The sequence below is a fragment of the Roseateles sp. genome (assembly GCF_052436255.1).
Lineage (GTDB): Bacteria > Pseudomonadota > Gammaproteobacteria > Burkholderiales > Burkholderiaceae_C > Pelomonas.
Genome location: NZ_JBQVNP010000211.1, coordinates 1 through 6,081 on the forward strand (window position 1 = coordinate 1; position 6,081 = coordinate 6,081).

The following is a 6,081-nucleotide window of genomic DNA, read 5'->3' on the forward strand; positions in this document are numbered from 1 at the left end:
GGTCACGTCCGCGCGGCGCCCGCGGTGGCGCAGCGCCACGCGCTGGCCGGGCCGGCCGCGCAGGTGCAGACGGGCCAGGCGGCCGTCGGCCCAGTCGACATCGACGTCCACGCCGCCATGCGCGCGCACACCATGCAGCCGTCCGTCGGGCCAGGCCTTGGGCAGGGCGGCCAGCAGGTGCACCTCGCCGCCCCAGGACTGCACGATCATCTCCAGGATGGCGGCGGCGCCGCCGAAGTTGCCGTCGATCTGGAAGGGCGGATGCGCGTCGAACATGTTGGGATAGGTGCGCTGCGGGCCCAGCAGCCCTTGCAGCACCTTGTAGGCGCGCTCGCCGTCGCCCAGCCGCGTCCACAGCGCCAGGCGCCAGGCGGTGGCCCAGCCGGTGCTCTCGTCGCCGCGACGGTTCAGCGTCACGCGGGCGGCCTGGGCCAGCTCGGGCGTGTCGCGCACGTTGATCTGCTCGCCGGGATAGACGGCATACAGGTGCGACACATGGCGGTGGCGCTGGTCGGGCGCGCTCGCGTCCCAGCTCTCCTCCAGCCACTCCTGCAGCTGGCCCTGGGCACCAATGCGGTCGGCCGGCAGGCGTGCGCGGGTCTTGCGCAGCTGCTCTGCAAAGGCGGTGTCGTTGTCATGCAGCTCCGCCTGCGCCTGCAGCGTGGCGTCGAACAGGTCGCGCAGGATCTGGCTGTCCATTGCCGGGCCGGCGCACACGGCCACGCCGGGGTGGTGGTCGTTTTCGGGCGAGGACGATGGCGAGGTGACGAGGCCGCGGCCCTTCGGGTCTTCGATCAGCGTGTCCAGGAAGAACTGCGAGGCACCCTTGAGCAGCGGCAGCAGTCGGCGCAGCCGCGCCGGGCTGGGGCTGTACTGATGGTGCTGCCACAGCGTCGTGCACAGCCAGGCGCCGCCGCAGGGCCACATGCCCCAGCTCGGGCCGTCGATGGGCGCGGTGGAGCGCCACAGGTCGGTGTTGTGGTGCGTGACCCAGCCGCGTGCGCCGTAGCTGTCGCGCGCGGTGCGCGCGCCGGTGACGGCGAGGTCCTCCACCATCTTCAGCAGCGGCTCCACGCACTCGTCGAGATTGGCCGGCCCGGCGGGCCAGTAATTCATCTCGGTGTTGATGTTGATCGTGTACTTGCTCTCCCAGGGCGGGTGCAGCACTTCGTTCCAAACGCCTTGCAGGTTCGCCGGCTGGCTGCCCGGCCGTGAAGACGACAACAGCAGGTAGCGCGCGTACTGCACGTACAGCGCGGCGAGGGCGGCATCGGGCTGGCGCGGCACGCCGGCGATGCGGGCGTAGGTCGGGCGGGCGTTGGCCTGGTGGCCGCCGAGGTCGATCTGCACGCGGCGGAACAGCGCGCGGTGCGACTTCACATGGGCGTCGCGCAGCTTGTCGATGGGCCGGCGTGCCGCCGCGGTGCTGCGCTGGCGCACCGCGGCCACCGGGTCGCCGCTGGTGTCCTGCCAGTTCACATAGCTGGTCTCGCCGGCCACCACCAGCGTCAGCTGGCGGGCGCCGCGCACGCGCAGCTGGTCGCCAACGGTCTCGATGCGGCCACCTCCCAAGTTCCCCACGGCCTGCACGCGCAGCGCATAGCGCAGCTGGCCAGGGATGCCGAAGGCCTGCACGTTGCGGCCCTCGATGAGCAGCGCATCGCTGCCGTCGGCCTGCACGGACAGCCCCTGCGAACGCTTCTCGGCGAAGGCCGGTTCGCGGTGGTCCCAGGGCGCGCCGACGTAGACCACGCCATGCGCGTCGTACTTGGTGTCGCCGAAGCCGCCATAGGGTTGGTAGTCGGGGTGGCGGTAGCCCAGGTCGAGGTCGATGCGGCCCTCGCCCTCGGCGGTCAGCCGGATCACGGTGACCTGGTCGGCCACGCTGCAGAACACCTCGCGGGTGTGGCGGGTGGCGCCGCTGAAAAAGCTCGTGGTCGCGATCGCGCTGTCCAGGTCGAGGCTGCGGCGGTAGCGCGCCGGCTCCTGCAGGCCGGGGAAGTCCAGCAGCAGGTCGCCCGCGCCGCTGAAGGGCATCTGCTTGATGGGCTTGCCCATCAGCGAGCTGGCGACCAGATCGTGGGCCTCCTTCCAGCGGTCCTGGTCAAGCAGGGCGCGCACCTGGGGCAGGGCCTCGCGGAACTTCGGGTTGTCCTGGACGTAGGGGCCGCCGCCGTAGAGCGTGTCGATGTTGAACTGCAGCCGCTCCTGCGCGGGGCGGCCGAACACCATGGTGCCCAGGCGGCCGCTGCCCACGGGCAGGGCCTCGATCCAGGGGCCGGCGGGCTGGTCGTACCAGAGCGAGGTCGCGTTGTCGTCCGCATGGGCGGCGCCCGCCAGCACCCAGCGGGGCAGCGCGGACAGCGAGGATGCGATGGTGGTGGTGGCGATGAAGCCGCGGCGTGAGGTGGGAGCGGGCATGGTCAGGGCGTCTTGTCGAGCAGTTGCTGGAGCTGGGGCGCCATGGCGCGCTGCCAGATCTCGTAGCCGCGCTCATTGGGGTGCAGCAGGTCGGGCATGACGTCCTTGCTGAGCGTGCCGTCGGGGTTGAGCAGGGCCGGGTTGATGTTCAGGAAGTGCACGGCCTTGCCGTCGGCGAGCCCGGCAATGCGCCGGTTGACGTCCTCGTTGAGGCGGCGCAGGAAATCGTCGGGCTTCTCGCTGCGCGGGAAGATGGCCAGCAGCAGCACCTGCGTCTTGGGCAGGCGCTGGCGGATCTCGGCGACGAGCCGCTGGATGCCGGCGGCGGTCGTCGCTGGCGCCTCGGCGCGGTGGCCGGTGTTGTTGGTGCCGATCATCAGCACGGCGACCTTGGGCGCAATGCCGTCGATCTCGCCGTGCTGCAGGCGCCACAGCACGTTCTCCGTGCGATCACCGCCGAAGCCCAGGGCCAGGCCGTGCAGCGGTGCGAAATGGCGTTGCCAGACGGCAGCGCCTTCCTTCTCCCAGCCCTGGGTGATGGAGTCGCCGATGAAAACCACCTGCGGCGGCGTGCCGGCGTCGATCAGCTGGCGCTTCTGTGCGAGCTTCTGCTCGTGGCGCGGCTTCCACCAGTCGAGTGCGAAGGCTTCGCCCAGCATCGCCGGCGTGACCGATTCGGTCCGGTAGTCGGGACAGGCGAGAGCAGGCTTGGCCTCGCGGCTGATGCGCACGTTGGCCACGCTGACGCGGCCGCTGCCCGTGCCATCCAGCGCAAAGGGCAGGCCGACCTTGGAGAAGTCAGCACCCTCGCGGGCAAAGCAGCCCACGGCGAGCGACACCGTCTGCCAGCCCTTGCCGGCCCAGCCACGCGCCGGCTCGACGAGGTTGACGCGGCGTTCGCAGCCGCTGCCGCAGCTCAGCTTGGCGTAGACGCCGCCCTTTGCCAGCTCGTCCACATGCAGGTCGAACTGCAGCGTGCCGCCCACGTAGGGCCGCAGGTCCAGCGGCGTGGGGCTCTCGATGCGCAGCCCGGCCTGCCACAGGTCGCGCCATTCGAAGGACAGGGCCTCGCGGCGACCCGCCACCGTGCGAGCGCTGGCGCCGACGTGGCTCTTGCGCGCGTACTCGACGATCGGCGGCGGCACGGTGGCGCTGTCGCCGGTCAGTTCGGTGCGGCCCTCGAAGTGACCGACGACGAGGCGCCAGGCGTCGGTGGCGGCGGGAAGGATGACCAGATCCTGGCTGGCCTGGACGAGGCCCGTGGCGGCAAGCAAGGTGGCGGCGAGCGTGGTGCGGAGGACGAGCGGCATGGCGGTCTTAGGTAGTCATCGGTAGCGGCCCATCTTGACCTTGATGACACGCGGGTTGGCGGTGAAGTTCAACCCCCAGTCGGTCTGGTCGCCGTTCCAGCGGCGCTCCGTGACCCACTGGCCCTTGGCGTCATAACGACCTTCCTCGACGTGGTCGATCAGCGCGCGGCCGCTGTCCTGCAGCTCCTCGATGCGCACGCGGGCCAGCTGGCCCACCAGCAGGAACTCGTCGTCGCCGAGCTGGGCGATGGCCACGCCGCCGGCTGGCGTGCCGGCGTGGGCGGGCTTCTCCTTCTGGTTGCCCGGCCACTCGCGCTCGCCGAACTGCCACTGGCCGAAGGTCACATGCGCCTTCCAGCCCTTCATCGTGACGAACTGGTCGGCGTGGTCGTCGGGCTCGGCCACGCCGTGCGTGCGGCCCTCGAAGGCCCACTGCGCCCACTGCCTCTGCATGGGCCGGAAGGCGGCATAGACCTTGGCAAAGGGTTCAAGCGTGGCCTTGTCGTTGGTCTTGGCGCCCAGCGGATAGTTGGCGTAGTCGAAGTAGTCCACGCCGAACGGCGCCACGCCGATGGCGCCTTGACCCAGGATCTTGTAGAGGTAGCGCGCGTAGGGCGAGGCATTGCCCAGCTCCGGCACGAACAGGGCGTTGTCCGGCCGCTTGAACAGCTTCAGGTGGGCGTCCACCTTGGCGGATTCGACGTGATAGATGTCCGGCCCGACGATGTCGATGGACGGCGCGGCGGCCTTGTAGATGTCGATGACGTCGTAGGTCGGGCCGCCGCTGGCGAAGTCCTTCTTCCAGGGCTTGGGTGGCTGCTCCAGCGGGTCGCGCAGCGCGTTGTTGACATACATCGGCAGGTCATAGACGGCGCGGCCGGCCTTGGCCATCTCCTCGATGTAGCTGGCGATGGCCCAGGCGTGGAAGTACTCGTCGGCGTAGTCGCCGTAGACCTCGCGCCAGCTGCCGCTGGCCTTGGCCACCGGCTTCTTGCGCGCCAGCACGGCCGCGGGCACAGGCTGCTCGAACGCGGCCTGGGCCGCGCGGCCGAAGTCGCGCGCCAGGCCGAAGGTGCCGACCTCGTTCTGCACCTGCACCATCAGCACGGTGCGCTGCTGCGCGTCGATCTTCTTCAGGTGGGCCATCAGCGCCGTGAAGGCGCGCCGGTCGGCCTTGAGCGTCTCTTCGCCGAAGGGCGACAGGCAGTAGCTGTCCTTGCCGGCCTCGTCGACCATGCGCGGGAAGCGGCGATTGTCGAACTTGACCCATGCCGGCGAGTACTGCGGGCTGGTGTTCTTCCAGGTACCGAACCAAAGCAGCACGACCTTGAGCTGTCGTTCGCGCGCCTGCCGCAGCAGGGTGTCGAGGAAGGAGAAATCGAAACGCCCCTCGATCGGCTCCACCTGCTCCCAGGCGATGGGCACCTCCACCGTGTTGGCCTGCAGGTCGGCGACGGCGGCCCAGACCTTGTCCAGCGCCCTGGGGTAGCTGCTGGAGTTGTGCGTCTGCGCCCCGAGCATCAGGAAGGGCTTGCCGTCAACCATCAGGGCGTGGCGGCCGTCCTGCTGCACGAAGCGGGTGGCCTGGGCCCAGGCGCCGGTGGCCAGCAACAGGCTGCCCAGGCACACGGCGGTCAGGCGGAGATGGAGAAGAGGCGAACGCATGGACATCCAGAAAGGCCCCGGCGCCGCAGGCGGGCGCCAGGGCGCCGGGGGAACGGAGAAGGGGAACGGGTGAAGGCCGGCGCGCTACGCGCCACGCGCTTGCCTGGCGGCAGGGCTGCACACAGGGTTGGATCGCCCCGCAGGGCGCGCTTGTTGCATGTTTGTCTCGTGGCTCTTTGGCCTGACCAGCCTTGCGGCGACTGGCAAAATCTGTGCTTTGCGGTCAAGCCAGTTTGGTATTGCCACTTTGCCATACAACAAAAGCGGTCAGACCAGTGCATACCCCTATGGTCAGGGTTTCTCATGCGGCGGTTAGGATGAGGCGATCGCGCTGTTCGCGTTACCATTTGGTCAGTCCAGTTTGTTAGAGGTTCAGTGGCCATGCCCATTCATCACCGCGCCGGGGAGGCGCGCCGGCAGTACCAGGTGGTAGCGGACAGGATCCGCGCCCTCATCGCCGACGAGGGGATTGCCACCGGCTCAAGGCTGCCAGCCGAGCGGGAACTGGCGCTGCAGCTGGGTGTTTCGCGCCCGTCGCTGCGGGAGGCGTTGATTGCGCTGGAGATCGACGGCCAAGTGGAGATCCGCGGCGGGTCCGGCGTCTACGTGAGCGCCACGCCGGCGGGCGGCGGTGCCACCTCGGCCTTGGGCGAAAGCCCGGCGGAGCTGATGCAGGCCCGTGTGG

The 6,081-nt window shown here is 69.8% G+C and carries 4 protein-coding genes; 1 reads left to right on the top strand and 3 read right to left on the bottom strand.

Annotated elements, in window-relative coordinates:
- The 3 genes from ACT6S0_RS25710 to ACT6S0_RS25720 all read right to left on the bottom strand — a co-directional run.
- A partial coding sequence (locus tag ACT6S0_RS25710; RefSeq protein ID WP_444766577.1) for a glycoside hydrolase family 95 protein occupies positions 1–2,421 on the bottom strand: 2,421 nt, incomplete at its 3' end.
- A gap of 2 nt (positions 2,422–2,423) precedes the next feature.
- On the bottom strand, positions 2,424–3,731 hold the full coding sequence (locus tag ACT6S0_RS25715; protein ID WP_444766578.1) for a GDSL-type esterase/lipase family protein: 1,308 nt from the start codon (positions 3,729–3,731) through the stop codon (positions 2,424–2,426).
- A gap of 15 nt (positions 3,732–3,746) precedes the next feature.
- Positions 3,747–5,396 (bottom strand): GH35 family beta-galactosidase, encoded by a 1,650-nt coding sequence (locus ACT6S0_RS25720; protein ID WP_444766579.1) that lies wholly within the window; start codon positions 5,394–5,396, stop codon positions 3,747–3,749.
- A gap of 381 nt (positions 5,397–5,777) precedes the next feature.
- Here ACT6S0_RS25720 and ACT6S0_RS25725 point away from each other — a divergent pair.
- Positions 5,778–6,081, top strand: a 304-nt coding sequence (locus ACT6S0_RS25725; protein ID WP_444766580.1) for a FadR/GntR family transcriptional regulator, incomplete at its 3' end; no start/stop codon positions are given.

Bases quoted from the DNA above. Each gene is read 5' to 3' on its own strand.
- ACT6S0_RS25715 (WP_444766578.1), bottom strand. From the start codon at position 3,731: ATGCCGCTCGTCCTCCGCACCACGCTCGCCGCCACCTTGCTTGCCGCC.
- ACT6S0_RS25720 (WP_444766579.1), bottom strand. From the start codon at position 5,396: ATGCGTTCGCCTCTTCTCCATCTCCGCCTGACCGCCGTGTGCCTGGGC.